The organism is Sphingomonas panacis, assembly GCF_001717955.1.
GTDB lineage: Bacteria > Pseudomonadota > Alphaproteobacteria > Sphingomonadales > Sphingomonadaceae > Sphingomonas > Sphingomonas panacis.
Genome location: NZ_CP014168.1, coordinates 1,423,443 through 1,448,947 on the forward strand (window position 1 = coordinate 1,423,443; position 25,505 = coordinate 1,448,947).

Here is a 25,505-nt window from a genome sequence, read left to right on the forward strand (position 1 = left end):
CGCGAAAACGGAAAGGCCCTCGCTCCGGGGGCATGGAGCGAGGGCCGACCGGCGTTCGTCACGCAGGCGGGGAGCGGAGCCTCAAGCAACAGGGGGAAATCTCAAGGTCCCCGCAACCGCAAGACCGATCTAGGCCCGTGAACCTGTCGCCACTATGAACGAACCGGCCAGAATCGGATGACATCGGCGTTATTGTGTTTCCCCACGGAAACATTGCGTTGCGCGGGGAAGCTCAGCCCTTCGGCGATTTGCTGCGCGGGTCGTTCCAGCGGAACGTTCCGTCGGAGACGGGCGCGTTGAACCGTTCGTCCGAGAGGCGGATGGTGGTGCGGTTGTTCTGCGAATCGAGCGCGACCCAGCCTTCCATCCGCAACCCCGCCGGCGCGGCGGCGTCGCGGGTGAAGACCATGTTGATCCGGCCGTATTCGGGATGCTTGGGATCGGCCGCGTCGATCGAGATGATGCGCGGATCGCCGCTGTCGACGACGTGCGCGATGCCGGCGATGTCGCGATCGGGGTTGAGCAGCACGCCGAGCGGAGTCGAGCCGATCGGCCAGCGCTGCACCTGCCGCACCGAATAATCGATGAAGGTCAGCGCCTTGCCGTCGCCGACGATCAGGATCGACACGCCCTTCTGATATTGGAAGCGGATCTTGCCGGGCTGCTTGAGCGTCAGCGTGCCGGTGACGACCTTGCCGTTGCGATCGGTCTGCGTGAACGCCGCGGTCATCGTCTGGATGCTGCGCAGGTGCTTCTGCACGAGCGCGAGATCCTGGTTGGCAGGCGCGGCGGCGATGAGGGCGGGCGCCGCGAGCAGCGCCCAGGCCGGAGAACGGATCATGTGGTAACTCCCGAAATCTGCGCGCGAGACTTAGGCGGCGCGGCTTGAACCCGCTCTTAACGCATTCCGGCGGCGTTGGCCCCGGCCGAGTCCGGGCGTGCGTCGTGCGTCCCCTAAACCGGGTTGCCCTCGCGGTCGCGCAGCACTTCGCGGCGGCCGACATGGTCGGGGCGGCCGACGATGCCGTCCTTCTCCATCCGTTCGATCAGCCGCGCCGCCGAGTTGTAGCCGATGCGAAGCTGGCGCTGGAGCCACGAGGTCGAGGCCTTCTGGCTTTCGCACACCAACTGGATCGCGTTGCGATATTGCTGGTCCTCGGCCGAATCCTCGCCGGCCGGCGCGCCGTCCATCGCGAAGCTCTCCTCGGGCTCCTCGGTCACCGACTGGATGTAATCGGGCCGGCCCTGCGCACGCCAGTGATCGGCGACGGCATGCACCTCGTCGTCGGACACGAACGGGCCGTGGACGCGAACGATGCCCTTGCCGCCGGGCATGTACAGCATGTCGCCCTTGCCGAGCAGTTGCTCGGCGCCCTGTTCGCCCAGAATGGTGCGCGAATCGATCTTCGAGGTGACGTGGAAGGAAATCCGCGTTGGAAGGTTCGCCTTGATGACGCCGGTGATGACGTCCACCGACGGCCGCTGGGTCGCCATGATGAGGTGGATGCCGGCCGCGCGCGCTTTCTGCGCGAGCCGCTGGATGAGGAATTCGACTTCCTTGCCCGCGGTCATCATCAGATCGGCGAGCTCGTCGACGATCACCACGATCTGCGGCAGGATCTGATAGTCGAGCGTCTCTTCCTCGTAGATCGGCGCGCCGGTGTCGGGGTGGTAGCCGGTCTGCACCTTGCGGCCGAGCGGCTGCCCCTTGACCTTGGCGGCGCGCACCTTGTCGTTGAAGCTGGCGAGGCTGCGCACGCCGACCGACGACATCTGCCGGTAGCGGTCCTCCATCTGTTCGACCGCCCATTTAAGCGCGCGCACCGCCTTGGCGGGATCGGTGACGACGGGAGAGAGCAGGTGCGGGATGTCGTCGTACATGCTCAGTTCGAGCATCTTGGGATCGATCATGATCATCCGGCACTGGTCGGGCCGGAGCCGGTACAGCAGCGACAGGATCATGCTGTTGAGGCCGACCGACTTGCCCGATCCGGTGGTGCCCGCGACGAGCAGATGCGGCATCGGCGCGAGGTTGGCGATCACCGGATCGCCGGCGATGTTCTTGCCGAGCACCAAAGGCAGCGAGCCAGGTTCGTCCTCGATCGCGTCGATCAGTTCGCGCAGGCCCACCATCTCGCGGCGCGCATTGGGGAGTTCGATGCCGATCACGGTGCGCCCCGGAATCGTCGCGACACGCGCCGAAATCGCCGACATGTTGCGCGCGATATCGTCGGCGAGCTGGATGACGCGGTTGGCCTTGATGCCCGGCGCGGGTTCGAGCTCGTACATCGTCACCACCGGGCCGGGGCGGACGTTGACGATCGATCCCTTCACATGGAAATCGTCGAGCACCGATTCGAGCAGCCGGGCATTGCGTTCGAGCGCGGCCTTGTCGATCGGCCCGCCGGTCGAGGCGGGGGCCGGGTTGAGCAGGTCGATCGAGGGCAGTTGCGAACTGTCGCCGAGATCGAACGAGGTCTGCTGCGCGCGCGGGCGCGGCGCGGCGACGCTGGCCATCGTGCGGTCGCTGATCACCGGGGCGGGGCGGGCGTCGGGCAGGGCGACCGGGCGCGGCACGGTGATGCGCGGCGCGTCGGGCGCGCGCGGCGCGGCGGGCTCGCGGTCATCCTCGACCAGCCCGCCCTGCTCGCGCAGATCGGCGAGCGCCTTGATCCGGCGCGGGATGCTCGCGCCGTCGAGCCCGACGACGAAGCTCGACGCCCAGCAGGCGAGTCCGGCCAGACCGATCAGCCCGCCCAGCGCGCGCGCGGTCCACAGCATCGCTTGTTGATCGGGGATGAAGCCGAGCGCGAAGCGCAGCGAATCGGCGATGGCGAGCCCCGCGAGCCCGCCCCATCCGGCCGGCAGCCACAGCACCGCCGTCGCCGAGATCAGCGCGAGCGTCGTCCCCATCAGCACCACGCCGGCGGTCGCGAGCAGCAGCATCAGCCGCCACCGCCCGACCGGCACGTCGCGCCACAGCCGCAGCGCGATCAGCAACAGCACCGGCAGCATCAGCACCACGATCGGCCCGAACAGGAACAGCATCAGGTCAGCGCTCCACGCGCCGACCGGGCCGAGCCAGTTGCGCGCCGGCCCTCCCGAAGCGGTGTTGAACGACGGATCGCCCGAATGGTAGCTCGCCAGCGCGATGACGAACGCGACGACACCGATCAGGATCGCCATCGCGCCGATCACCCGGCTGCTGCGCACCGCGCCAGCCTTCACCGTCTCACGCCATAGCGGCGGCTGCACGCGGCTCGCCATGCTTCGAAGTTCCCTGAATGTGCGCTGTTGGTTCCGCCGCGATCATCGCGCGGGACGAGTCTCGCGTCAAGATTGGCGGCGGTCGGGCCGCTGGCGGAGTGCACGCGACATGCCCCTTCTTGTTCTCCCGCGCAGGCGGGAGTCCAGAGTCGCAGGAGCCGTAATCGTGGTTTTGCTTGGCCCTGGGCTCCCGCGTGCGCGGGAGAACAAGAAAAGGTTCAGGACGCTCGCGTCGATCACCGGGCGGCTATGCGTTGCGGATGCGGCCTCGTTCGCTACGCTGTTGCGCATGAAGCGTGCGCTGTCTCTGTGTCTCGTCCTCGCAGCCCCTGCTGCCGCACAGGCGCCGGGTGGACCGATCGCGGCTGCGCTCGCCACCGCGCCGGCGGGGACTCGCTTCGGCTTGCTCGTCCTGGATGCGGACGGGCGCGAACGGGTCGCGGTGCATCCCGACGACCGCTTCATGCCGGCCTCGAATACCAAGATCTTCACCACCGCGACCGCCTATGCGACGCTCGGCGACCTGTCCTTGCCCGATGCCGGGGGCGGTGCGAGCGTGCGGATCGACGGGCGCGACGTGGTGCTGGCGGGGCACGGCGACGCGCGGCTGTCGAGCGCGGCGGATTGCTCGGTCGATTGCCTCGCCACGCTCGCCGATGCGGTGGCGGCGAAGACGCGCAGCGTGCGCGACGTGATCGGCGACGATAGCTGGTTCCCGGACCTGCGCTGGAGCCCGGGGATGAGCTGGAACAACATCCCGACCCGCTCGGGCACCGGCGTCTCGGCGCTGACGCTCGACGACAACGAACTGCCGGTCACGGTGACGCCTGCCGCATCTTCAGGCGCGGCGCCGGTCATCGCAGTCGCGCCTTATTATACGGTTGAGAATGCCGCGATGACGGTGGCGGGCGGCGCGACCGCGATCGGCTTCGATCGCGCGCCGAACGGGCGGGTGCTGCGGATCACCGGCACGATCGCGCTCGGCGCCAAGCCGCTGCGCGAGCGGATCGGCATCGACGATCCCGCCGACTATGCCGCGTGGACCTTCCGCACGCTCCTGCGCGCGCGGGGTGTGAACGTGACCGGGCGGATCGTGGTGCGGCATCGCCCGCCCGGCCCCGCCGACGATCCCGTCCGGCGTGGCGGCGCGCCCGCCGCGCATCCGCCGGAACCGCAGGCGCTGGCGCGGGCCGTGCCGCCGCCGCTCGCCGGGGATGTGCGGATCACCAACAAGCAGAGCCAGAACCTCCACGCCGAACTGCTGCTGCGCCGGATCGGGCGGGTGCGCGGCAGCGGCTCGATCGCCGACGGGCAGGCGGAAGTGCGGCGCGTGCTGGCCGAGGCGGGCGTGCCGCGCGCGGCGGTCGATCTCTCCGACGGATCGGGCATGTCGACCTACAACCGCGTCAGCCCGCGCGGGGTCGTCACGCTGCTGCGCTGGATCGCGCGCCAGCGCTGGGGTGCGGCATGGCGCGAGACGTTGCCGGTCGGCGGGGCCGATGGGACGCTGGCGCGGCGGTTCGCCGGCACGCCGCTCGACCACAGGCTGTTCGCCAAGACCGGCAGCCTCAACGCCACCTCGGCGCTGTCGGGCTGGCTGATCGCGAAGAGCGGGCGCACGCTGACCTTCGCGCTGTTCGCCAACGACATCCCCGACGGCGCGAGCGCCACGCCGGCGATGGATGCCGCGCTCGAGGCGGTGGCGGCGGCGAACTGACGGAGAATACAGGTTTGTTGACCGCGATCTTGGAGGTCGGACCGGGGAATTGTTGAAGCGCTCGTTCGGGTCACCGCACGACCTTGACAGGCGATCACTCGCGCGGAAGAGCGTGCGCGCGGCCCTTTCGGGCCGTGTCTAACGGGGGTTATGCAATGAAGCTGAAATTGGGTGCTGCGGCCATGCTGGTCGCAGTCGGCGGATGCGCGTCGACTCAGAAGGTGCTTGATATGCCCGTCACTGAGACCTTCCACTCGTCGCAGTCGGCGAAGGAGACGTCCTTCTGTCTCGCGAACAAGAATAACACCGCTGCGCTCGAGAAAGATGACGGTTCGCGCGTCGTGTTGATCAAGAACGGTTATGGCGGCGTCTCGCTCGCTTTCTCGATCTTCCCGGAGGGTACGGGCAGCCGTATCGAATATCGCAAGGCGTTCGGCACGATCGGGGGCGTGTGGAAGCAGTGCGTCGGGCTGAAGGACGCCAAGTAACATTACCAGATTAGGAGGGCTTCGCCGGTTGCGGAGGAGCCCTTCATCTCCCTCGATCTGACGCGATTTTCGCCGCCACCGACTGGCGCGAGATCGGCGTCGCCGCGATCGCGGTCGGAGATCGTTCGTCAGGACGTCCCCGCGCGCGCGGCATTGTACGCCGCCAAGGATGCCGGGCGGAACCGGACCGCCACGCACGGACCGTTCGTGCCCGAGGTCGGCTTTGCCGTGCCGCTGCGCGCCTTCGCAGCGGTCTGAACGCTCCAACCCACCGACATTGCAGAGTCGCGGCCTAAGCGGCGGCACGCGCCGGCACCGCATCCTCAACCTGCGCGCGGCGCCGGCTGTGCCGAATCCGCCACAGCCCCGCCGCGATCGCGGCGTTTTCCTGTCAAGCAACGATATTGAGTTGACTTTAATGTTGCGCCGCAAAAGAAAGGTCGCACCGGGAAAAATTGTTGCCGCCGGATATGTCCGGTGGCGGATCGCTTTGACTGATTCGTTACACATGGGGCGCAGCGCGAAAAACGCGCGAACGATCGATAAGGGGGTTGTTTCTCAATGACGGTGGAAATGACGGCGTGGCTCATCCCGCTGATGGCGTTGTTGGTCGCGGGGCTCGCGGCCGGCTTCACGGCGGGGATATTCGGCGTTGGTGGCGGCTTCATCGTCGTGCCGGCCCTGGTGTACCTGTTGCCGCTGCTCGGCGGTGATAAATCGCAATATGCGCATGTCGCGATCGGCACGTCGGCGGCGACGATCATCGTCACCTCGATCCGCTCGTTCCGCGCGCATGCGAAGCGCGGCGCGGTCGACATGGAAGTGCTCAAGACCTGGGCGCCGTGGCTGGTGCTGGGGGACGCGATCGGCGTCGTGCTGGCGGACCATGTCGACGGGCATATCCTGCTGCTGATCTTCGCGATCGGCGTGCTGCTGATGTCGGTCAACTTCCTCATCCCCAAGCTCAGCAACTTCGTCATTTCCGATACGATGCCGGGCCTCGCGCCGCGCGTCGCCATCGCCGGGGGGCTGGGCACCTTCTCCTCGCTGCTCGGTATTGGCGGGGGCAGCATCGCCATCATGGTGATGACCTTGTGCGGCCGCTCGATCCACAAGGCGATCGCGACCGCGGCGGGCATCGGCGTGCTGATCGCGATCCCGACCGCGATCGGCTTCGCGATCACCGGCTTCGGCGAGAAGGGCCTGCCGTGGGGATCGCTCGGCTACGTCAATCTGCCGGCGACCTTTGCGATCGCATCGATGTCGATCTTGACCGCGCCTTATGGCGTCGCGGTCGCGCACAATCTGCCGGCGGCACCGCTCAAGAAGGTGTTCGGGCTGTATCTCGTCGTGATCTCGCTGACGATGTTCATGAAGGCGCTGCATCTGCGCTGAACCGCTCGGCGATCGATTGGAAATTCTCACTTTTGTCAGGGGCGAAAAACATGTCGGATAGCGTGATGGTGACGGAAGAGGTTCAGGACGATCTGTTGGGCCGCGGCTTCGGCCGGCGTGATCTGGCGCGGATCGCGGCGGTGTTCGGGGTCGGCGCGGCGGCGGCGACGCTCGGCCGCCCGGCCTGGGCCTCGGGCGGCGTGCCCGATCCCGCGCCGACCGCCAAGGTGCGGATCGGCGCCAACGAATGCTGGACCGGACCGTTCATGCCCGGCCAGAAAGCGGCGGCGGCGATCATCGCCAGCGGCAACCGCTATGCGCCGCACGACGAGCGCAGTGATTTCATCAAGGCGGTGATGGCGGTCGAGGGCGTCCCCTACGATCATGTCGCGCCGTGGCCGGGGTCGAGCGATCCGCTGTCGCGCGCGGTCGTCACCTTCTGCGCGCCGGGGCGTGGCCTCGTCACCGCCGACCCGACCTTCGAATTGGCGGGCCGTACCGCCGCCTGGCTCAAGGTGCCGGTCAAGGCGGTGCCGCTCACCAAGGACTATACCCACGACGTAAAAGCGATGCTCGCCGCCGATCCCAACGCCGGCCTCTATTACATCTGCACCCCCAACAACCCGACCGGCACGATCACCCCGCTCGCCGACATCGAATGGCTGCTCGACAACAAGCCCGCCGACGCGGTGGTGCTGATCGACGAGGCGTATACCCACTTCGCCGGTGTGCCGACCGCATCCTACCTCGCGCCCAAGCGCAAGGACGTGATCGTGATGCGGACCTTCTCGAAGATCTTCGGGATGGCCGGCATGCGGATGGGCTTCATCATGACCAACCCCGATAATCTGGCGCGGATGATGCGCTATGACGGCGGCATGCAGTCCGGCGCGCTGCCGCTCCCGTCGCTCGCCTGCGCGACCGCGAGCCTCACCGCCGCGCCGCTGATCGTCCAGCGCCGCGCCGAGATGCAGACCGCGCGCGGGCTGACGCTCGATCACCTCAAGAAATACAAGGGTATCGAGGTCAAGCCGACCGAGGCGAACATGTTCATGATCGACTGGAAGACCAAGCCGGCGCGCGACGTGCAGGCCGCGTTCCGCAAGGAAAGCGTCGAGATCGGCCGCTCGTGGCCGATCTGGCCGACCGTCAGCCGAATCACGGTCGGCTCGGCCGCCGAGATGAAGGCGTTCTGCACCGCGCTCGACAAGATCATGGCGTGATGCACGCGGCGATGCCGCACGCTCGGGCGTGCGGCATCGTCACCGCGAAGACACAGCGCGCATTGGGGTGACGCGCGCGTCACTTGGCGCTAGTTCGCGTCGCACCATGACAGACGAACTCCGCGCCGCCGCCCTCGATTCCAAAGCCTGGCCCTATGAGGAGGCGCGCAAGCTCCTCAAGCGCTACCCGGACGGCAAGCCCGCCAAGAACGGACAAGCCGCGCCGATCCTGTTCGAAACCGGCTACGGCCCCTCGGGCCTGCCGCATATCGGCACCTTCAACGAAGTGCTGCGCACGACGATGGTGCGCAACGCCTTCCACGCGCTCAGCGACCAGCCGACCCGGCTGATCGCGTTCAGCGACGACATGGATGGCTTGCGCAAGGTGCCCGACAACGTTCCCAACAAGGCGATGCTGGCCGAACATCTCGGCAAGCCGCTGTCGCGAATCCCCGACCCGTTCGGCACGCACGAGAGCTTCGCCGCGCACAACAACGCGCGGCTTCGCGCCTTCCTCGACGATTACGGCTTCGAATACGAATTCGCCTCGTCGACCGAGTATTATGCCGATGGCCGCTTCGACGATGCCTTGAAGGCGGTGCTGCGCCACTATCAGGCGATCCTCGACGTGATGCTGCCGACCTTGGGCGCCGACCGCCGCGCCACCTATTCGCCGGTGCTGCCGGTCAGCCCCAAGTCGGGGATCGTGCTTCAGGTGCCGGTCGAGGTGGTCGATGCCGACGCCGGCCTGATCGCGTTCGACGATGACGGCGAGCGCATCACCCAGACCATCCTCGGCGGCCATGCCAAGCTGCAATGGAAGGTCGATTGGGCGATGCGCTGGGTCGCGCTCGGCGTCGATTACGAGATGGCGGGCAAGGATCTGATCGATTCGGTCACGCAAAGCTCGAAGATCTGCCGCGTGCTCGGCGGGCGCCCGCCCGAGGGGTTCAATTACGAGATGTTCCTCGACGAGAAGGGCGAGAAGATTTCGAAGTCGAAGGGCAACGGCCTCTCGATCGAGCAATGGCTGACCTATGGCAGCCCCGAGAGCCTCGCCTTCTTCGCGTATCGCGAGCCGAAGAAGGCCAAGTCGCTCCACATGGGCATCATCCCGCGCGCGGTTGATGAATATTGGCAGTTCCGCACCAATTATCCCGCGCAGGCGGTCAAGGAACGGCTCGGCAATCCGGTCCACCACATCCACGACGGCACGCTGCCCGAGGGCACGCTGCCGGTGACGTTCGGGCTGCTGCTCAACCTCGTCAGCGTGATGGGGGAGGCGACGGCCGAACAGGTGTGGGGCTATCTCGCCAATTACGTCCCCGACGCGACGCCCGAAGCCTATCCCGAACTCGACACGCTGATCGGCTATGCCATCGCTTACGGCCGCGATTTCGTCGCGCCGACTCTGGTCAAGCGCGCGCCGGAAGGGGTGGAGCGCGCCGCGCTCGAACGGCTCGATGCGGAGCTGGCGGCGCTGCCGCCGGAGGCCGACGCCGAGACGATCCAGAACATCGTCTATGAAATCGGCAAGACGGGCGGGTTCGAGACGTTGCGTGATTGGTTCAAGGCGCTCTACGAAACCCTGCTCGGATCGAGCCAGGGGCCGCGCATGGGCAGCTTCATCGCGCTCTACGGAATCGCCAATTCACGCCGGTTGATCGCCGAGGCGCTCGCGCGGTAGTGCTTTGGCGCGCTCGTGCGTTAAGGCGGGCTGACGCCTACGGAGCATAGATATGGATACCACCCAAAGCGCCCAGCACAGCACCGCCTCGATCGACGCGATGGGGGCCATCTCCACGGTGCATATCGTGCTGATGATCGTGCTGGCGGTCGCGGCGATCCTCGTGATCTGGTGGGGCACCGTGCTGCGCCGCCGCCGCCGCGAGGCCGACGAGCAGGTCGCCGAGAACCGCGAAATCGCCGAGGACGCCGGCGCGACCGCGCCGCCGACGGTCGAATCGCCGATGGGGGACGATGTTCCGGCGGTGCCTGTCGCCGCGCCCGAACCGGCGCCGCAGCCGGCCCCCGCGGCCGCGCCCGAACCGGCGCCCCGGCCCGAGCCCGAGGCTGTCCCTGAGCCTGCGCCAGTCGCTGCCCAGCCCGTGCCCGAGATCGTCTCCGCGCCCTCGACCGGGCCTGAACTGACCCAGCTCAAGGGGCTCGGCCCCAAGCTCGCCGCCACGCTCGCCGAACTTGGCTACACCCGCGTCGAACAGATCGCCGATCTCACCCCCACCGAAGCCGAAGCGCTCGACGCGCGGCTCGGCGCGTTCCAGGGCCGCATGGCGCGGGATCGCTGGATCGAACAGGCGCGGCTGCTCACCGCTGGCGATCGCGCCGCATATGAGGCGCAGTTCGGCAAGCTGTAAGATCCGCCCGCCCCACACCCGTTCGCACTGAGCCTGTCGAAGTGCGTGCCCCAAACGCTGCGTTCCGGGCACGTGCTTCGACAGGCTCAGCACGAACGGGTCAGAAGCGCGGTCGCGTCCAAAGTCCGACGGGGCGTGGCGTGATCGTCATGCCCGCCCGCCCGCGCGCCTCGCCGAGCGCGCGCAGGATGAAGCGCAGCTTGTCGGCGCGCGAGGTGGTGACGCGGTGGTCCCAGGCCTGTTCGCCGCGCGCGGCGACCTCACGGCCGATCGCGCCGTAGATCGCCGCCGCTGACAGCACCGCCCAGGCCGAGCGGAACGGCAGCGCCGGTGCCCCAAAGCGCGCGCTCGCCTCGTACAGCGCGGCGCGGTCGGCGAGGCGGCGCGCGAGCACGGCGAGCCGCTTGCGGAACGGCGGTTTCATGTGTTGGCCGGGCGGGATGTCCATCTCGACCAGCCAGTCTTCGGGAATGTAGCAGCGCCCGCCGCGATCATCCTCCTCGATATCGCGTGCGATATTGGCGAGTTGGAACGCGATGCCGAGATCACAGGCTCGGTCGAGCGTCGCGTGGTCGTGCGGGGATACCCCCATCACAATCGCCATCATGCAGCCAACCACGCCCGCGACGTGGTAGCAATATGTGTAGAGATCGGCCTCGCTGCGCGGCCGCCACTCCTCGGCGTCGAGCGCGAAGCCGGCGATCAGATCATGCGCGAAACGGTGCGGCAGCCCCGTCTCGGCGGCGACGATGCGCAGCGCGTCGAACGCGGGATCGCCGACGTATGCGCCCGCCAGCGCGGCATCGGTCTTGGCGGTGATCTCGGCGAGGCGCGGCGCCGCATCGGTGACGCGAGTCATCGCATGGCCATGTTCCTGCCCGTCGGCGATATCGTCGCAGGCGCGGCACCACGCGTAGAGCAACCACGCCTTTTCGCGCGTCGGCCGGTCGAACAATCGGCTCGCGGCGGCGAAGCTCTTCGATCCGAGGGCGATAGAAGCGTGCGCGGCAGCGACCGTCTCGGCGCGGGTGGGGGAGATCAGCGCACCCTCCGTTCGCCCCGAGCGAAGTCGAGGGGCACGCGAGGCGCGGGGGCCTCGACTTCGCTCGGCCCGAGCGGTGCGAAGACCTTCACCCGCTACAGATCCGCCTTGCGCATCTTGGTGATCGTCTCGATCGGCGCGTGCGCCGCCATCTGCGCGAGCAGCCCATCGAGCGTATCGTCGACGATCAGGATGCGCTGGTGCTGCGGGCGCAGGAAGCCGACCTCGCCCATCTTGGCGACGAACGCGATCAGATGATCGTAATAGCCCGCGACATTGAGCAGCCCGACCGGCTTGGCGTGATAGCCGATCTGCGCCCAGCTCAGCGCCTCCCACAATTCGTCCATCGTGCCGGTGCCGCCGGGCAGGTTGATGAACCCGTCCGACAGATCGGTGAACGCCTGCTTGCGCTGGTGCATCGTCTCGACGACGCGCAGATCGGTGCAGCCCCGGTGCGCGACTTCGGCGCTAACGAGGGCGGTCGGGATGATCCCGATCACCTCGCCACCCGCCTCCAGCGCGCCATCGGCGACCGCGCCCATCAGCCCGAGCCGACCGCCGCCATAGACGACACCGATGCCGCGCTCGGCGAGCGCACGGCCAACCGCGCGCGCGGAGTCGATATAGACGGGATCGGTCGGCGAGGCCGAGCCGCAATAAACCGCGAGGCGCTTCATGGCCGCGCCCGGGCGACGAAACGTGTCACTTCAAATCCTCCAGCATCAACGCCGCCGTCGCCTTGGCACTTCCCACCACGCCGGGAATCCCCGCGCCCGGATGCGTGCCCGCGCCGACGAAATACAGGTTCGGAATCTGGTCGTCGCGGTTGTGGACGCGGAACCAGGCGCTTTGCGTCAGGATCGGTTCGAGCGAGAACGCGCTGCCGAGATGCGCGTTGAGGTCGCCCGCGAAATCCTGCGGCGTATAGCTGAACTTGGTGACGATCCGGTCGTGGATGTCGGGGATCAGCCGCCGCCCGATCTCATCGAGGATGCGCTTCTCCAAGATCGGCGCGATCTCCGTCCAGTCGACCGGGAACTTGCCCATGTGCGGCACCGGTGCGAGCGCGTAGAAGGTCGAATGGCCTTCGGGCGCGAGGCTCGGATCGGTGACGGTCGGGTGGTGGAGGTAAAGCGAGAAATCCTCGGGCAGCACGCCGTGATCGTAAATGTCGGCGAGCAGCCCTTTGTAGCGCGGGCCGAACAGGATCATGTGGTGCGGGATGCCCGGCCACGTCCCCTTGATGCCGAAATGGACGACGAACAGCGACGGCGACCAGCGCTTGTTCTCCAGCCGCTTGCGCGTGCGCTGCGCGCTGCGCGAGGTCTTGAGCAGATCGCGGTAGATGTGCATCACGTCGCCGTTGCACGCGATCATGTCGGCATTTGCCTGCCAGCCGCTCGCGGTGGTGACGCCGGTGGCGCGGTCGCCCACCGTCTCGATGCCCGTCACCGCGTCGCCCAGGCGCACCACGCCGCCGAGCCGCTCGAAATGCGTGACCATGCCCGCGATCAGCCGATTCGTGCCGCCGCGCGCGAACCAGACGCCGCCGTCGCGTTCGAGCTTGTGGATCAGCGCGTAGATCGCGCTCGTCGTCATCGGATTGCCGCCGACCAGCAGCGTGTGGAACGACAGCGCCTGCCGCAGATGCTCGTCCTTCACGAACGACGACACCATCGAATAGACCGAGCGCCACGCCTGATAGCGCGCCAGCGCCGGCGCGGCCTTGATCATCGCCGCGAAATCGAGGAACGCGGTCGCGCCGAGCTTCACATAGCCTTCCTCGTATACGCCGGCGGCATAGTCGAGGAACTTGCGATAGCCAGCGACATCGTCGGGGTTGAGCTTGGCGATCTCGGCGGTGAGCGCGGGGTCGTCGTTCGAATAATCGAAGCTGACGCCGTCCGCCCAGTTGAGCCGGTAGAACGGCATCACCGGCACCAGCGCCACGTCCTCGGCCATGTCGCGCCCGCTCAGCGCCCACAGTTCGCGCAGGCAGGCCGGATCGGTGATGACGGTCGGGCCGGCGTCGAAGGTGAAGCCGTCGCGCTCCCACACATAGGCGCGCCCGCCCGGCTTGTCGCGCGCCTCGACGATGATCGTGTCGATCCCCGCCGATTGCAGGCGGATGCCGAGCGCGAGGCCGCCGAAGCCTGCGCCGATCACGATCGCGGTACGCGCCGGTGCGGCCATCAGCGGCAGCCCGCAAGCGCGGCGATGGCGCGGCCGATCGGCACCGGCGGCTTGCCGGACAGGACACGCATCTTGTCCGTCATCGTCGTCGTCCCTGCGTAAAAACGTCCGATCAGCTCGGAGTCGAGGCGGTAGAAGCGTTCGAGGAGGCGGTATCGTTCCTTCGGATCGGCGGCGCGAAACAGCATGCGCGCGAGACTACGATAGAAGCCGCGCGCACGCCACAGCCGTTGCGCATGGCGGTGCGTGAGATCGTGCAGCGCGGCGCCCGAAAGATCGGTCGTCTTCGCGACCAGCGCCGCCAGCCGAACCGCATCGGGCAGCGAATAGCCGGTCATCGGGTGGAACAGCCCGGCGCGCATCCCCGCCTTGGCGACGCGAGCGCCGCCGCTCAGCCAATAGCCCTCGAAATCGCCGCCCATCGCCACCGGCAGTACGCCGGTTTCCTCGCGCAGCACGCGCTCGGGCAGCCAGCCGCGCGCCGCGACATAGGCGTCGATCCGCTCGGCCAGCACCGGGCCGTCGAGATCGGGCGTGTCGCTGTAATAGGTATCCTCGACGAACATCCGAGTCGCCGCGAACGGCAGGCAATAGACGAAGCGATAGCCGTCCTCCTGCGATATGGTCGCGTCCATCACGATCGGGCGGTCGAGGCCGTGCGGCTCGGCGAGCTCGACCTCGCACCCGGCGAACTTCTGCCAGCCGAGATCGAGCCGGCCGAGATCGGCGGGCCCGCGCGCGTCGATCACGCCCTTGGCCGAAATCTGGTCGCCATCGGTGAGCAGCACCGCCGTCGGCGCGACATCGGTCACGCGCCGCCCGGTCATCAGCGCGCGCGGCGCGAGCCGGTCGCGCAGCACCTGGTCGAGCCGCTCCGATTCGATCGAATAATAGGTCTGCGCGATGCTGCGGCGGTGCGCGGGAAAGGCGACGTCATAGCCCGCCCAGCCGTGGCAGACGAGCGGCGCGACCAGCCAGCGATCCGCCGCCGCGACATCGCTCGCGAAGAACGACCAGACGTGGTTGCCGCCGAGGTGCGGGTTTTCTTCGACGATGCGCAGATCGAGATCGGGGCGGGCGCGGCGCAGGGCGAGCGCGAGCAGGCCGCCCGCAAGACCGCCGCCGACGATCGCGAGGTCACAGTGGTGGACTTCGGACATCGCCAGCCCCTAGCCGATTCATGCGGCGGTGCAAATCGCGCGCCGATCGTGTAGGGCGGACTTTGTGACACCAATCCTCGCTATCCTCTTGTCCGCGCTCGCGATGTCGGCGATCGTCGGGGTGCGCTACCTGATCGTCAGCGGCGCGTTCGCGGCGGTGACACGGGCGCGCCATCCCGGGCTGTACGCCGGGCTCGATCCGCAGATTCGCCGCGAGATCGGCTGGAGCCTCGCCTCGGCGGCGATCTACGGCGTGCCCGCCGGCGTGGTCGCCTGGGGCTGGCAGAATCGCGGCTGGACGCGGATCTACGGCGATCTCCACGCGTGGCCGCTGTGGTATCTGCCGGTGTCGGTGCTGCTGTACCTCGCCGCGCACGATACCTGGTTCTACTGGACTCACCGCTGGATGCACCGGCCACGGCTGTTCCGAATCGCGCACGCCGCGCACCACGCCAGCCGCCCGCCGACCGCGTGGGCGGCGATGGCGTTTCACCCGATCGAGGCGCTGAGCGGCGCGCTGGTGGTGCCGTTGCTCGTGTTTTTCGTTCCCATCCATCCGATCGGTCTCGCGGTCGTCTTGACGGTGATGACGGTGATGGGCGTTACCAATCATATGGGGTGGGAGATGTTCCCGGCTGCGCTATGGCGAGGGCCGGTCGGGCGCTGGATCATCACCGCGAGCCATCACCAGCGCCACCACCAGCAGTATGAGGGCAATTATGGGCTTTATTTCCGGGTCTGGGACCGGCTGTGCGGCACCGATCGCGGCCTTGGCGATTTCACGCGCGATCATGCCCGCGCGGCTGCCCGTGCTGGGCGCGCTCGCGCTGACGATGCTGGGCGGGGCGGCCCCGGTCGCTGACCTCTCGCTCGATATCGGCGGCTTGCGTTCGGCCAAGGGGCTGGTGCGCGTCTGCCTGACCGCGGTGGCGGACAATTTCCCCAAATGCATCGACACCGCCGAATCGACGCGGCGAACCGCGCCGGCGGATGGCGGCGCGATCCGCTTCGCCGGGTTGCCGCATGGCGAGTATGCGATCGCGGTGATCCACGACGAGAACGGCAACGGCAAGCTCGATACCATTGCCGGCATCCCGCGCGAGGGCTTCGGCTTCTCGCGCAACCCGCCGATCCGCTTCGGCCCGCCGCGCTTCGCGAGCGCGCGCTTCAGCGTGACCGGAACGGGCGAGCGCCAGCAGGTAACGATGCGCTACCTGCTGTGACGCCGGGACTTACCGCTCGCTGAGATAATAGCGGTCGGTCGCGGCGAGATCGGCGTCGAGTTCGTAGACGATCGGCTGGCCGGTGGGGATTTCGAGGCTGGTGATCTCGTCATCGGGAATGTTCGAGAGATGCTTGACGAGCGCGCGCAGCGAATTGCCGTGCGCCGAGATCAGCACGCGCTGCCCGCTCTTCAGCGCCGGCACGATACGGCTCTCCCAATAGGGCAGCACGCGCGCGATCGTGTCCTTCAGGCTCTCGGTCGCGGGGATGGCGATCCCGGCATAGCGGCGATCGGCCGACAGATCGAACGCGCTGCCCGGCTCCAGCGGCGGCGGCGGCACGTCGAAGCTGCGGCGCCAGATATGGACCTGCGCCTCGCCGTGCTTGGCGGCGGTTTCGGCCTTGTTGAGCCCGGTCAGCCCGCCATAATGCCGCTCGTTGAGCCGCCAGTCCTTCTCGACCGGCAGCCACAGCCGCTGCATCTCCTCCAGCGCGAGATCGAGCGTCTTGATCGCGCGGGTTTGCAGCGAGGTGAAGCACAGGTCGAAGTCGAGGCCCTTCTCGGCCATCAGCCGGCCGGCGGCGCGCGCTTCCTCGGCGCCTTTCTCCGTCACGTCGACGTCCCACCAGCCGGTGAAGCGGTTTTCGAGGTTCCAGGCCGACTGGCCGTGGCGGATCAGGACGAGGCTTGGCATGGATTTCCCCTCTGCTTGCGTTTGCTCCGTCCTTAACGGCTGATCGCGCGGAGGCAACTTGCGCGCGCACGCGGCGGCGTGGCAGGTCGGTGCGGAGAGGAGATTTGCGATGACGATCGTTCGGCAGACCTTGATCTATGACGGCCCCGGCGGCCCGTTCGAAGGGGTGATCGTGTTCGAGGACGAGGTGCAGACGCTGCGCCCCGGCGTGCTCGTCGTCCCCAACGTGCTCGGCCAGAAGGAAGCGGATATCCGCAAGGCGGAGGATCTCGCCGCGCTCGGCTATGTCGCGCTGGCGTGCGACGTGTACGGGCAGGGCAAGCGCACGACGCGCGAATCGCCCGATCCGGCGGTGTACATGAACGTGCTCAGGGCCGACCGCGCGCTGCTGCGCGACCGGCTGGCCGCGTCGCTCGCGGCGCTGGGCGGGTTCGACCGGGTCGATCCGGCCAAGCTCGCCGCGATCGGCTTCTGTTTCGGCGGCGGCTGCGTGCTCGATATCGCGCGCGCGGGACTGGGTGTGCTCGGCGTGGTGAGCTTCCACGGCGTCTATGACCGGCCCGATTATGCCAACGTCTCGCCGATCACCGCCAAACTGCTGGTCTGCCACGGCTGGGACGATCCGCTCGGGCCGCCCGAGGCCGTCGTCGCGCTCGCGCAGGAACTGACCGAGGGACACGCCGACTGGCAGCTGCTCGGCTTCGGCGGCACCGGCCACGGCTTCACCGATCGCGACGCGCCCGAACGCCCCGGCTTCGGCTATCGCGCTGCGGCCGACCGGCGCAGTTGGCGGGCGATGCGGGATTTCCTGGCGGAGCTGTTCCTGTAGGGCGGCACGGCAGGCCCGTTTGTCCCGAGCCGATCATGAGAGAGCGCGCATGAACCCCGTCTACACCAAACTCGGCACCACCATCTTCGAGGCGATGTCGGCGCGGGCGCGTGCGAGCGGGGCGATCAACCTGGGGCAAGGCTTTCCCGACGGGCGCGGGCCGGAGGATGTGCTCGCGGAGGCGGCACGCGCGCTGATCGAGGATTCGAACCAATATCCGCCGATGCTCGGTACCGCGCCGCTGCGGCAGGCGGTGGCGGAGCATTACCGTGTCCATCAGGGGCTCGATCTCGCGCCCGAAGAGGTGGTCGTCACCTCGGGGGCGACCGAGGCGCTCGCCTGCGCGATCTTCGCTCTGGTGTCGCCCGGCGACGAAGTGGTGATGTTCCAGCCGCTCTACGACGCCTATCTGCCGCTGGTCGAACGCGCCGGCGGAGTCGCGCGGCTGGTGCGACTGGCGCCGCCCGAGTGGCGTATCACCGCCGAGACGCTCGCTGCGGTCGCGAGTGACAAGACCCGGCTCATCATCCTCAATTCGCCGCTCAACCCGGCCGGCGCGCTGGCGACTCCGCAGGAACTGGCGCTGCTCGCCGATTTCTGCATCAGCCATGATTGCGTAGCGATCTGCGACGAGGTGTGGGAGCATGTCGTGTTCGACGGCGCGCAACACCGCTCGCTGATCGCGCAGCCGGGGATGCGGACGCGCACCGTCAAGATCGGTTCGGCCGGCAAGATCTTCTCGCTCACCGGCTGGAAGGTCGGCTGGATGTGCGCCGCGCCGCCTCTCGCGGCGGTGCTGGCCAAGGCGCACCAGTTCCTCACCTTCACCACCGCGCCCAATCTTCAGGCCGGCGCGGCCTATGGGCTGGGCAAGCATATCGCCTATTTCGAGGGGATGCGCGCCGGCTACCAGCGTTCGCGCGACCGGCTGCGGGGCGGGCTGGAGCGGCTCGGCTATGCGGTGCTGCCCTGCGCGTCGACCTATTTCCTCAACGTGGATCTCACCGCCTCGGGGGTGGACATGGGCGACGTCGCCTTCGCCGAATGGCTGATCGAGGAGGCCGGCGTCGCGACGATCCCGGTCAGCGCCTTCTACGCGCAGGCGCCGGTCACCAATGTCGTGCGGCTGTGCTTCGCCAAGCAGGACGCCACGCTCGATGCCGCGCTGGAGCGGATGACGCGGCGGCCCTGAGGGGCGGGCGTGCCACCACGCTCCGTTCGTCCCGAGCGACGTCGAGGGACATGCGCGAAACACGTGCTTCGACAGGCTCAGCACGAACGGTTGGCAAGGCGAACCCGCATCTCACCCGTTCGCCCTGAGCGCAGTCGAAGGGCGTGCCCCAGGCGCAAGGGTTCGAAAGGTGGAGATACGCAAACGGCCCGCTCTCCTCGCGGAGAACGGGCCGTTCGTGTTTCGCCGCGAAGCGTCTCTTACGAGAACTTCTGTCCCAGCTCGCGGTTGATGAACAAGGCGGCAATCGTGCCGACCGCGCCCGACAGCAGGTACGCGCCCGCCGCCAGCACGCCGAAATTGCTCGCCAGCAGCAGTGCGGCGAGCGGCGCGAACGCAGCGCCGACCAGCCACGCCAGATCCGACGTGAGCGCCGCGCCGGTATAACGATGGTGGCTGGTGAAATTGCCAGCGACCACGCCCGACGACTGGCCGAAGCCGATGCCGAGGATCGCGAAGCCGAACACCATGAAGATGATCTCGCCGACGTCACCGCCATTGAGGAGCTGCGGCGCGAAGCCGCTGAACGCCGCGATCGCCACCGCCGAGACGCCGAGCACCGAGCGACGCCCGAACCGGTCGGCGAGCAACCCCGAGGCCAGGACCGCGAAGAAGCCGACGATGCCGCCGCCGATCTCGATTTCGAGGAAACGCGCCGGGCTCTGCTTGGTGAACAGATACACCCAGGACAGCGGGAACACCGTCACCATGTGGAACATCGCGAAGCTCGCGAGCGGCGCGAACGCGCCGATGATGATGTTACGGCCCTGCGAGGTGACCGTCTCCAGGACGGGCGCCGGCTGGAGGTCACGGCTTTCGAACAGGTTCTGGTAATCGGGCGTCGAGACGATGCGCAGCCGCGCGAACAGCGCGACGACGTTGATCGCGAACGCGACGAAGAACGGATAGCGCCAGCCCCATTCGATGAAGTCGCTCGCCGACAATGTCGAGACCAGAAAGGCGAACAGCGCGCTCGCCACCATCAGCCCGAGCGGCGCGCCGAGCTGCGGGATCATCGCGTACCAGCCGCGCTTGGCCTCGGGGGCGTTGAGCGCGAGCAGCGAGGACAGGCCATCCCACGCGCCGCCGAGCGCGAGGCCCTGGCCGATGCGGAACACCGCCAGCAGGACGCCCGCCGTCTTGCCGATCTGGTCGCTGCCCGGCAGGAACGCGACCGCCGCGGTCGCGCCGCCGAGCATGAAAATTGCGATCGTCAGCTTGGTGCCGCGGCCGTATAGACGGTCGATCGTCATGAAGATCAGCGAGCCGATCGGCCGCGCGATAAAGGCCAGCGCGAAGATCGCGAACGAATAGAGCGTACCGGTCAGCCGGTCGACATCGGAGAAGATCAGTTGCGGGAACACCAGCACCGACGCGATCGCGTACACGAAGAAGTCGAAGAACTCCGACGTGCGCCCGATGATGACGCCGATCGCGATCTCCGCCGGCGCGATGTCGCCGTGCGTGCCGACATTGCCATGCGTACCGCGCCCGTGGCCTCCGGGCGGTGTGTCGGCGTGGGGGTTGCCGATACTCTTCGTACTCATATCACGACTCCAGAAGGCGCGCCGCGCGGACGGCACGGCGAGTCGATCGCGGATTGGGTCCGCGCGGTCAAGTCGCGCCTCTCGGATATTGCTCGCACCTGCGGGATTGGACAAAATGTCCTATGTTGCGGCGCGGAAGCCATGCTAGGCGCCGCCCCATGCCCGAGAGTGCTCCCACCCTACGAGTCCGCACAATGATGCGGCCAATCATGATCTTGGCGACCAGCTTCCTGCTCGGTGGCTGCAACATGGTCGTCCTGAACCCGGCGGGGGATGTTGCTGCACAGCAGCGTGATCTGCTCGTCATCGCCACCGTGCTGATGTTGCTCATCATCATCCCGGTGATCGCGCTGGTCGCATTGTTCGCGTGGCGCTACCGCGCCTCGAACAAGGACGCGAACTACCAGCCCAATTGGGATCACTCGACTCAGCTCGAACTGCTGATCTGGGCGGCGCCGCTGCTCATCATCATCTGTCTCGGCGCGGTGACCTGGGTGGGGACGCATCTGCTCGACCCGTATCGCCCGATCGAGCGCACCGCCTCGGGCCGGCCGATCGCGCCGGGCGTCAAGCCGCTTGAGGTCGAAGTCGTCGCGCTCGACTGGAAGTGGCTGTTCATCTACCCCGAATACGGCTTCGCGACGGTCAACGAGCTGGCCGCGCCGGTCGATCGCCCGATCGCCTTCAAGATCACCGCCTCCTCGGTGATGAACGCCTTCTACGTCCCCGCGCTCGCCGGCATGATCTATGCGATGCCGAGCATGGAGACGCGGCTTCACGCGGTCATCAACAAGCCCGGCAAATATACCGGCATGTCCGCCAATTACAGCGGCGCCGGCTTCTCGGGGATGAACTTCCACTTCTACGGCATGAGCGACAAGGATTTCGCCGGCTGGGTCGCCCGCAACAAGGCGGCCGGCGGCAATCTCGATCGCGCGACCTATCTCCAGCTCGAACGCCCGAGCGAGCATGTGCCGGTGCAGCGTTTCGCCGCCGTCGAGCCCGGTCTGTTCCACGCCGCCGTCAATTTCTGCGTCAAGCCCGGCACGGTCTGCACGGATGCGATGATGCGGCAGGATGCGGCGCGCGACACCCAGCCGACCCCGAACGAGCATGGCCCGATGCCGATGCCCGGCGCACGCCCGATGCCCATGCCCGGCCACTCGCCGGCGCCCGCGGGCAAGCCGGACACCGCCGGCCTGACCGGCGCCGGCCTGCCGCGCCCGGCTTCGACCCCGGCCAGCGTGGCGCTCGCCGCGTCCGCCAGCCAACCCCGTCTGTAAGAAGCGATGTCCATGTCACCCCAGTTCGTTCCGATCAGCCCGATCTTCGGCCGCTTCACGATCGCATCGCTGCCGCTTCAGGAGCCGATCGTCGTCGGCACCTTCTGCGCGGTCGCGCTCGGCGGCCTCGCCCTGGTCGCGGCGCTGACGTGGTTCAAATTGTGGGGCTATCTCTGGAAGGAGTGGTTCACGTCGGTCGATCACAAGAAGATCGGCGTGATGTACATGGTGCTCGGGCTCGTCATGCTGCTGCGCGGTTTCTCCGATGCGATCATGATGCGCGCGCAACAGGCGATCGCCTTCAACGGCTCCGAAGGCTATCTCAACGCGCACCATTACGATCAAGTGTTCACCGCCCACGGCGTCATCATGATCTTCTTCGTGGCGATGCCGTTCGTCACCGGGCTGATGAACTTCGTCGTGCCGCTCCAGATCGGCGCGCGTGACGTGTCCTTCCCGTTCCTCAACAATTTCAGCTTCTGGATGACGGTCGGCGGCGCGGTGATCGTGATGATGTCGCTGTTCGTCGGCGAATTCGCGCGCACCGGCTGGCTGGCCTATCCGCCGCTGTCGGGGGTCGCGTACAGCCCCGGGGTCGGGGTCGATTATTACATCTGGGCGTTGCAGGTCGCCGGCGTCGGCACATTGCTGTCCGGGGTCAATCTGATCGCGACGATCGTCAAGATGCGCGCGCCCGGCATGACGATGATGCGGATGCCGATCTTCACCTGGACCGCGCTGTGCACCAACATCCTGATCGTCGCCGCTTTCCCGGTGCTGACCGCGGTACTCGTGCTGCTCAGCCTCGATCGCTATGTCGGCACCGATTTCTTCACGAACACGCTCGGCGGCAACCCGATGATGTACGTGAACCTGATCTGGATCTGGGGCCACCCGGAGGTCTACATCCTGATCCTGCCGCTGTTCGGCGTGTTCTCGGAAGTCACCTCGACCTTCTCGGGCAAGCGGCTGTTCGGCTATTCGTCGATGGTCTACGCGACCGTGGTCATCACCATCCTGTCGTATGTCGTGTGGCTTCACCACTTCTTCACGATGGGGTCGGGCGCGAGCGTCAACAGCTTCTTCGGCATCACCACGATGGTGATCTCGATCCCGACCGGCGCCAAATTGTTCAACTGGCTGTTCACCATGTACCGCGGCCGAATCCGCTTCGAACTGCCGATGCTGTGGACGATCGCGTTCATGGTCACCTTCACGATCGGCGGCATGACCGGCGTGATGCTCGCGGTGCCGCCGGCCGATTTCGTGCTGCACAACTCGCTGTTCCTCATCGCGCACTTCCACAACGTCATCATCGGCGGCGTGGTGTTCGGGGTGTTCGCGGCGATCAACTTCTGGTTCCCCAAGGCGTTCGGCTTCCGGCTCGATCCGTTCTGGGGCAAGATCAGCTTCGTGTGCTGGGTCAGCGGCTTCTGGGTCGCTTTCACGCCGCTCTACGTGATGGGCCTGATGGGCGTCACGCGCCGGCTGCGCACTTTCGACGATCCGTCGCTGCAGATCTGGTTCATCATCGCAGCGCTCGGCGCGGTGCTGATCGCGTTCGGGATCGTCGCGCTGCTGGTGCAGATCGCGGTGAGCATCCTCAACCGCGAGAAGCTGCGCGATACCACCGGCGATCTCTGGCATGGCCGCACGCTCGAATGGTCGACCTCGTCGCCGCCGCCCGAGTATAACTTCGCCTTCACCCCGATCGTCCACGATACCGATGCGTGGTGGGACATGCAGGAGCGTGGCGCGGTGCGTCCGACCTCGGGCTTCAAGGCGATCCACATGCCGCGCGGCACCTGGGCCGGCATCGTCCTCGCTGGCCTCAGCGTCGCCTTCGGTGTCGCGATGATCTGGTACGTGTGGTGGCTGGCGATCCTGAGCTTCGTCGGGCTGATCGGCGTCGCGATCGTCCATACCTTCAACTACAAGCGCGATTATCACATCCCCGCCGAGGACGTGACGCGTGTCGAGAACGAGCGCACCCGCCAGCTCGCCGCGGAGGCCTGAGACATGTCGGCTGACACCATGACCGCCAACGGCGACGCGCCGGTCGCCTTCTACGACCTGGACGAGCACGACCATCCCGAAGGCGGCAGCACGCTGCTCGGCTTCTGGATCTACCTGATGAGCGATTGTCTCATCTTCGCGATGCTGTTCGCGACATATGCGGTGCTCGGGCACAGCTATGCCGGCGGCCCCGGCCCGCGCCAGCTTTTCGAGCTGCCGCTGGTCGCGCTCAACACCGCGATGCTGCTGTTCTCGTCGATCACCTATGGCTTCGCGATGCTGGCGATGAACCAGAACAAGGTCGCGCAGACCCAGATCTGGCTGTTCGTCACCGCGCTGTTCGGCATCGCCTTCCTGTCGATCGAGCTGACCGAATTCGCCGCGCTGATTCATGAAGGCGCGACGCCGCAGCGCAGCGCCTTCCTGTCGTCGTTCTTCACGCTCGTCGGCACGCACGGGCTTCACGTCACCTTCGGTCTGGTCTGGCTGTTCACGTTGATGGTGCAGATCGGCACCAAGGGGCTGATCCCCGCCAACCGCCGGCGCCTGATGTGCCTCAGCCTGTTCTGGCACTTCCTCGACGTGATCTGGATCGGCGTCTTCACCTTTGTCTATCTGATGGGAATGCTGCGATGAGCGCGCACGATCATGCCCCCCACGCCCATGGCGACGCGCACGGCCATGGCGATCACGACGGCGCGGCGCATGGCAGCTACGCCAGCTATCTGCTCGGCTTCGGCCTGTCGGTGGTGCTCACCGCGATTCCGTTCTGGATGGTGATGGCGCATGTGCTGCCCAACCAGGTGACCGGCTATATCATCATGGCGTTCGCGGCGATCCAGATCGTCGTCCACATGATCCTGTTCCTCCACCTCGACACCAAGTCCGAGAGCGGCTGGAACATGATGGCGCTGGCCTTCACCGTCGTCGTCCTCGTCATCACGCTGAGCGGGTCGCTCTGGGTGATGTACAATATGAACACCAACATGATGCCGATGTCCGTCGAGGACATGCGCCAGATGCCGTAATGGCCAGCGGCGGTGCTCCCGAGCGACCGCCGCGTTCGCCCGCCACGCTGATCCTGCTGGGTAGCGTGGCGGCGCTGCTCTTCGCCGCGCTGATCGCGCTCGGTATCTGGCAGGTCGAGCGGCGCGCGTGGAAGCACGCGCTGATCGCGCAGGTCGACGCCCGGCTCCATGCCGCGCCGGTCGCGCCACCCGGGCCAGCCGAATGGCCCCGGGTCACCGCGCAGGACGCCTATCGCCGAGTCGCGCTGACCGGCACCTACCTCCCCGGCCGCGAGACCTTCGTGAAAGCGGTGACCGAACGCGGCCCCGGCTATTGGGCGCTGTCGCCGCTCGTCACCGATCGCGGCTTCGTCGTGCTGGTCAATCGCGGCTTCGTCGCGCGAGCCGCCGCCCCCGTGCCGCCGGGGCCGGTGCGCGTGGCCGGGCTGCTCCGGCTGAGCGAACCCGGCGGCGCCTTCCTGCGCAAGAACGATCCCGCTGGTAATCACTGGTTCTCGCGCGATGTCGCAGCGATCGCCCAGGCGCGGCACCTCAACCGAATCGCGCCCTATTTCGTCGATGCCGATGCGGCATCCTCGCCCCCGGGCGGGCCGGTCGGCGGGCTGACCGTGGTGGCGTTCAGCGACAACCACTGGATCTACGCGCTGACCTGGTTCGGCCTCGCGCTGCTCGTCGTCATCGGCGTCGGCATCGTCGCGCGCGAGGAACGCCGCGTGCGCCGCGCCGCGGCGGGGCGGTGACCGCCGAGGCCACGCCGCCGCGCGAGCCGACTCGCCTCGCGCTGGTCGCGGC

23 protein-coding genes are annotated in these 25,505 nt (G+C 67.4%); 15 read left to right on the forward strand and 8 right to left on the reverse strand.

All coding sequences use genetic code 11. The features are described from left to right. Positions 1-232: 232 nt before the first annotated feature. Positions 233-841: a LolA family protein gene (locus J0A91_RS06460; RefSeq protein WP_069204225.1), complete on the reverse strand. Its 609-nt coding sequence runs from the start codon at positions 839-841 to the stop codon at positions 233-235. 113 nt (positions 842-954) lie between these two features. Then, positions 955-3,267, reverse strand: a complete 2,313-nt coding sequence (locus tag J0A91_RS06465; RefSeq protein WP_069204226.1) for an FtsK/SpoIIIE family DNA translocase — start codon at positions 3,265-3,267, stop codon at positions 955-957. 289 nt (positions 3,268-3,556) lie between these two features. On the opposite strand from J0A91_RS06465, the gene dacB reads away from it, so the two are divergent. The 6 genes from dacB to J0A91_RS06495 all read left to right on the forward strand — a co-directional run bounded on the left by dacB (position 3,557) and on the right by J0A91_RS06495 (position 10,465). Then, entirely contained in the window at positions 3,557-4,984 is a 1,428-nt protein-coding gene (gene dacB, locus J0A91_RS06470) for a D-alanyl-D-alanine carboxypeptidase/D-alanyl-D-alanine endopeptidase (RefSeq protein WP_069204227.1), read from the forward strand. 155 nt (positions 4,985-5,139) lie between these two features. After that, positions 5,140-5,472, forward strand: coding sequence for a hypothetical protein (locus J0A91_RS06475; RefSeq protein ID WP_240502222.1), 333 nt, complete (start codon positions 5,140-5,142; stop codon positions 5,470-5,472). 573 nt (positions 5,473-6,045) lie between these two features. Further along, the gene (locus tag J0A91_RS06480) at positions 6,046-6,867 is read left to right on the forward strand and encodes a sulfite exporter TauE/SafE family protein (RefSeq protein ID WP_420852816.1); all 822 of its coding nucleotides are present in this window, start codon (positions 6,046-6,048) and stop codon (positions 6,865-6,867) included. Between the two features lie 50 nt (positions 6,868-6,917). Further along, positions 6,918-8,090 (forward strand): pyridoxal phosphate-dependent aminotransferase, encoded by a 1,173-nt coding sequence (locus J0A91_RS06485; protein WP_083224536.1) that lies wholly within the window; start codon positions 6,918-6,920, stop codon positions 8,088-8,090. Between the two features lie 106 nt (positions 8,091-8,196). After that, the gene (locus J0A91_RS06490) at positions 8,197-9,777 is read left to right on the forward strand and encodes a lysine--tRNA ligase (protein ID WP_069204229.1); all 1,581 of its coding nucleotides are present in this window, start codon (positions 8,197-8,199) and stop codon (positions 9,775-9,777) included. Between the two features lie 52 nt (positions 9,778-9,829). Next, positions 9,830-10,465 carry a hypothetical protein gene (locus J0A91_RS06495; RefSeq protein WP_083224537.1) on the forward strand — a complete coding sequence of 212 codons (636 nt, stop codon included), beginning with the start codon at positions 9,830-9,832 and terminating at the stop codon, positions 10,463-10,465. 100 nt (positions 10,466-10,565) lie between these two features. On the opposite strand, the gene J0A91_RS06500 is transcribed toward J0A91_RS06495, so the two are convergent. The 4 genes from J0A91_RS06500 to crtY all read right to left on the reverse strand — a co-directional run bounded on the left by J0A91_RS06500 (position 10,566) and on the right by crtY (position 14,860). Further along, on the reverse strand, positions 10,566-11,504 hold the full coding sequence (locus tag J0A91_RS06500; protein WP_083224914.1) for a phytoene/squalene synthase family protein: 939 nt from the start codon (positions 11,502-11,504) through the stop codon (positions 10,566-10,568). A gap of 98 nt (positions 11,505-11,602) precedes the next feature. Beyond that, entirely contained in the window at positions 11,603-12,184 is a 582-nt protein-coding gene (locus J0A91_RS06505) for an LOG family protein (RefSeq protein ID WP_069204230.1), read from the reverse strand. A gap of 25 nt (positions 12,185-12,209) precedes the next feature. After that, on the reverse strand, positions 12,210-13,700 hold the full coding sequence (locus J0A91_RS06510) for a phytoene desaturase (RefSeq protein ID WP_069204231.1): 1,491 nt from the start codon (positions 13,698-13,700) through the stop codon (positions 12,210-12,212). Then, entirely contained in the window at positions 13,700-14,860 is a 1,161-nt protein-coding gene (crtY, locus tag J0A91_RS06515; RefSeq protein ID WP_069204232.1) for a lycopene beta-cyclase CrtY, read from the reverse strand. The genes J0A91_RS06510 and crtY overlap by 1 nt, the downstream gene beginning before the upstream one ends. 103 nt (positions 14,861-14,963) lie before the next feature. On the opposite strand from crtY, the gene J0A91_RS06520 reads away from it, so the two are divergent. Both J0A91_RS06520 and J0A91_RS06525 read left to right on the forward strand, forming a co-directional pair. Further along, positions 14,964-15,722, forward strand: coding sequence for a sterol desaturase family protein (locus J0A91_RS06520; protein WP_069207100.1), 759 nt, complete (start codon positions 14,964-14,966; stop codon positions 15,720-15,722). Beyond that, a complete protein-coding gene (locus J0A91_RS06525; RefSeq protein WP_083224915.1) occupies positions 15,652-16,083 on the forward strand; it encodes a DUF2141 domain-containing protein in 432 nt (143 codons plus the stop codon). Before J0A91_RS06520 ends, J0A91_RS06525 begins: the two co-directional genes overlap by 71 nt. 9 nt (positions 16,084-16,092) lie before the next feature. On the opposite strand, the gene gpmA is transcribed toward J0A91_RS06525, so the two are convergent. Then, positions 16,093-16,779, reverse strand: coding sequence for a 2,3-diphosphoglycerate-dependent phosphoglycerate mutase (gene gpmA / locus J0A91_RS06530; protein ID WP_069204234.1), 687 nt, complete (start codon positions 16,777-16,779; stop codon positions 16,093-16,095). A 109-nt stretch (positions 16,780-16,888) separates the two neighbouring features. Here gpmA and J0A91_RS06535 point away from each other — a divergent pair, with 109 nt between their 5' ends. Next, the gene (locus tag J0A91_RS06535; RefSeq protein ID WP_069204235.1) at positions 16,889-17,608 is read left to right on the forward strand and encodes a dienelactone hydrolase family protein; all 720 of its coding nucleotides are present in this window, start codon (positions 16,889-16,891) and stop codon (positions 17,606-17,608) included. Between the two features lie 49 nt (positions 17,609-17,657). Beyond that, a complete protein-coding gene (locus J0A91_RS06540; RefSeq protein WP_069204236.1) occupies positions 17,658-18,800 on the forward strand; it encodes an aminotransferase in 1,143 nt (380 codons plus the stop codon). A 239-nt stretch (positions 18,801-19,039) separates the two neighbouring features. On the opposite strand, the gene J0A91_RS06545 is transcribed toward J0A91_RS06540, so the two are convergent. Next, positions 19,040-20,386: an MFS transporter gene (locus J0A91_RS06545; RefSeq protein WP_069204237.1), complete on the reverse strand. Its 1,347-nt coding sequence runs from the start codon at positions 20,384-20,386 to the stop codon at positions 19,040-19,042. 194 nt (positions 20,387-20,580) lie between these two features. Here J0A91_RS06545 and cyoA point away from each other — a divergent pair, with 194 nt between their 5' ends. The 5 genes from cyoA to J0A91_RS06570 are packed head-to-tail and all read left to right on the forward strand — an operon-like array spanning position 20,581 to position 25,453. Beyond that, positions 20,581-21,669: a ubiquinol oxidase subunit II gene (cyoA, locus tag J0A91_RS06550; protein WP_240502223.1), complete on the forward strand. Its 1,089-nt coding sequence runs from the start codon at positions 20,581-20,583 to the stop codon at positions 21,667-21,669. A 12-nt stretch (positions 21,670-21,681) separates the two neighbouring features. Then, entirely contained in the window at positions 21,682-23,685 is a 2,004-nt protein-coding gene (gene cyoB, locus J0A91_RS06555) for a cytochrome o ubiquinol oxidase subunit I (RefSeq protein WP_420852817.1), read from the forward strand. 3 nt (positions 23,686-23,688) lie between these two features. Then, a complete protein-coding gene (gene cyoC / locus J0A91_RS06560) occupies positions 23,689-24,321 on the forward strand; it encodes a cytochrome o ubiquinol oxidase subunit III (RefSeq protein ID WP_069204239.1) in 633 nt (210 codons plus the stop codon). Beyond that, positions 24,318-24,713, forward strand: coding sequence for a cytochrome o ubiquinol oxidase subunit IV (gene cyoD / locus J0A91_RS06565; RefSeq protein ID WP_069204240.1), 396 nt, complete (start codon positions 24,318-24,320; stop codon positions 24,711-24,713). The genes cyoC and cyoD overlap by 4 nt, the downstream gene beginning before the upstream one ends. Continuing rightward, positions 24,713-25,453, forward strand: coding sequence for an SURF1 family protein (locus tag J0A91_RS06570; RefSeq protein WP_069204241.1), 741 nt, complete (start codon positions 24,713-24,715; stop codon positions 25,451-25,453). Before cyoD ends, J0A91_RS06570 begins: the two co-directional genes overlap by 1 nt. The last annotated feature ends 52 nt before the right edge of the window (positions 25,454-25,505 follow it).

Bases quoted from the DNA above. Each gene is read 5' to 3' on its own strand.
- crtY (WP_069204232.1), bottom strand. From the start codon at position 14,860: ATGTCCGAAGTCCACCACTGTGACCTCGCGATCGTCGGCGGCGGTCTT.
- J0A91_RS06480 (WP_420852816.1), top strand. From the start codon at position 6,046: ATGACGGCGTGGCTCATCCCGCTGATGGCGTTGTTGGTCGCGGGGCTC.
- cyoA (WP_240502223.1), top strand. From the start codon at position 20,581: ATGATGCGGCCAATCATGATCTTGGCGACCAGCTTCCTGCTCGGTGGC.
- dacB (WP_069204227.1), top strand. From the start codon at position 3,557: ATGAAGCGTGCGCTGTCTCTGTGTCTCGTCCTCGCAGCCCCTGCTGCC.
- J0A91_RS06525 (WP_083224915.1), top strand. From the start codon at position 15,652: ATGCCCGCGCGGCTGCCCGTGCTGGGCGCGCTCGCGCTGACGATGCTG.
- cyoC (WP_069204239.1), top strand. From the start codon at position 23,689: ATGTCGGCTGACACCATGACCGCCAACGGCGACGCGCCGGTCGCCTTC.
- J0A91_RS06545 (WP_069204237.1), bottom strand. From the start codon at position 20,386: ATGAGTACGAAGAGTATCGGCAACCCCCACGCCGACACACCGCCCGGA.
- J0A91_RS06490 (WP_069204229.1), top strand. From the start codon at position 8,197: ATGACAGACGAACTCCGCGCCGCCGCCCTCGATTCCAAAGCCTGGCCC.
- gpmA (WP_069204234.1), bottom strand. From the start codon at position 16,779: ATGCCAAGCCTCGTCCTGATCCGCCACGGCCAGTCGGCCTGGAACCTC.
- J0A91_RS06475 (WP_240502222.1), top strand. From the start codon at position 5,140: ATGAAGCTGAAATTGGGTGCTGCGGCCATGCTGGTCGCAGTCGGCGGA.
- cyoB (WP_420852817.1), top strand. From the start codon at position 21,682: ATGTCACCCCAGTTCGTTCCGATCAGCCCGATCTTCGGCCGCTTCACG.
- J0A91_RS06505 (WP_069204230.1), bottom strand. From the start codon at position 12,184: ATGAAGCGCCTCGCGGTTTATTGCGGCTCGGCCTCGCCGACCGATCCC.
- J0A91_RS06520 (WP_069207100.1), top strand. From the start codon at position 14,964: ATGTCGGCGATCGTCGGGGTGCGCTACCTGATCGTCAGCGGCGCGTTC.
- J0A91_RS06460 (WP_069204225.1), bottom strand. From the start codon at position 841: ATGATCCGTTCTCCGGCCTGGGCGCTGCTCGCGGCGCCCGCCCTCATC.
- J0A91_RS06570 (WP_069204241.1), top strand. From the start codon at position 24,713: ATGGCCAGCGGCGGTGCTCCCGAGCGACCGCCGCGTTCGCCCGCCACG.
- J0A91_RS06465 (WP_069204226.1), bottom strand. From the start codon at position 3,267: ATGGCGAGCCGCGTGCAGCCGCCGCTATGGCGTGAGACGGTGAAGGCT.
- J0A91_RS06540 (WP_069204236.1), top strand. From the start codon at position 17,658: ATGAACCCCGTCTACACCAAACTCGGCACCACCATCTTCGAGGCGATG.
- J0A91_RS06510 (WP_069204231.1), bottom strand. From the start codon at position 13,700: ATGGCCGCACCGGCGCGTACCGCGATCGTGATCGGCGCAGGCTTCGGC.
- J0A91_RS06495 (WP_083224537.1), top strand. From the start codon at position 9,830: ATGGATACCACCCAAAGCGCCCAGCACAGCACCGCCTCGATCGACGCG.
- cyoD (WP_069204240.1), top strand. From the start codon at position 24,318: ATGAGCGCGCACGATCATGCCCCCCACGCCCATGGCGACGCGCACGGC.
- J0A91_RS06485 (WP_083224536.1), top strand. From the start codon at position 6,918: ATGTCGGATAGCGTGATGGTGACGGAAGAGGTTCAGGACGATCTGTTG.
- J0A91_RS06535 (WP_069204235.1), top strand. From the start codon at position 16,889: ATGACGATCGTTCGGCAGACCTTGATCTATGACGGCCCCGGCGGCCCG.